This window comes from Mesobacillus subterraneus, assembly GCF_023715485.1.
Taxonomy (GTDB): Bacteria; Bacillota; Bacilli; order Bacillales; family Cytobacillaceae; genus Mesobacillus; species Mesobacillus subterraneus_B.
Map to the genome: position 1 here is coordinate 1 of NZ_JAMBOF010000067.1, position 255 is coordinate 255.

Consider the following 255-nt stretch of genomic DNA (forward strand, 5'->3'; position numbering starts at 1 on the left):
ATCTTCCGACTCGGGACATACTTTGAGTCATCTGTGCTTGATCTATTCTTCGTTTAAATCCGAGATGGGTATACTGGAAGCCCCTGTCGCTATGTATGAGTGGACGGTCTCCATTCAAAAGGGCTGTTGCCTGATCCAGCGTATCAAACACCAGTTTATTGTTGTTGGAACGCCCAAAAACGTAACTGACGATGGTTCCATCGTGTAAGTCTTTAATCGCACTCAAATAAGCCTTTTTTGCTTCTCCATACTTGA

At 43.9% G+C, this 255-nt stretch carries 1 protein-coding gene; it reads right to left on the reverse strand.

Features of this window, described 5'->3' with window-relative positions:
- Nucleotides 1–255 (reverse strand): DDE-type integrase/transposase/recombinase (locus tag M3204_RS23590; RefSeq protein ID WP_251489108.1); only part of this gene is annotated, 255 nt, incomplete at both ends.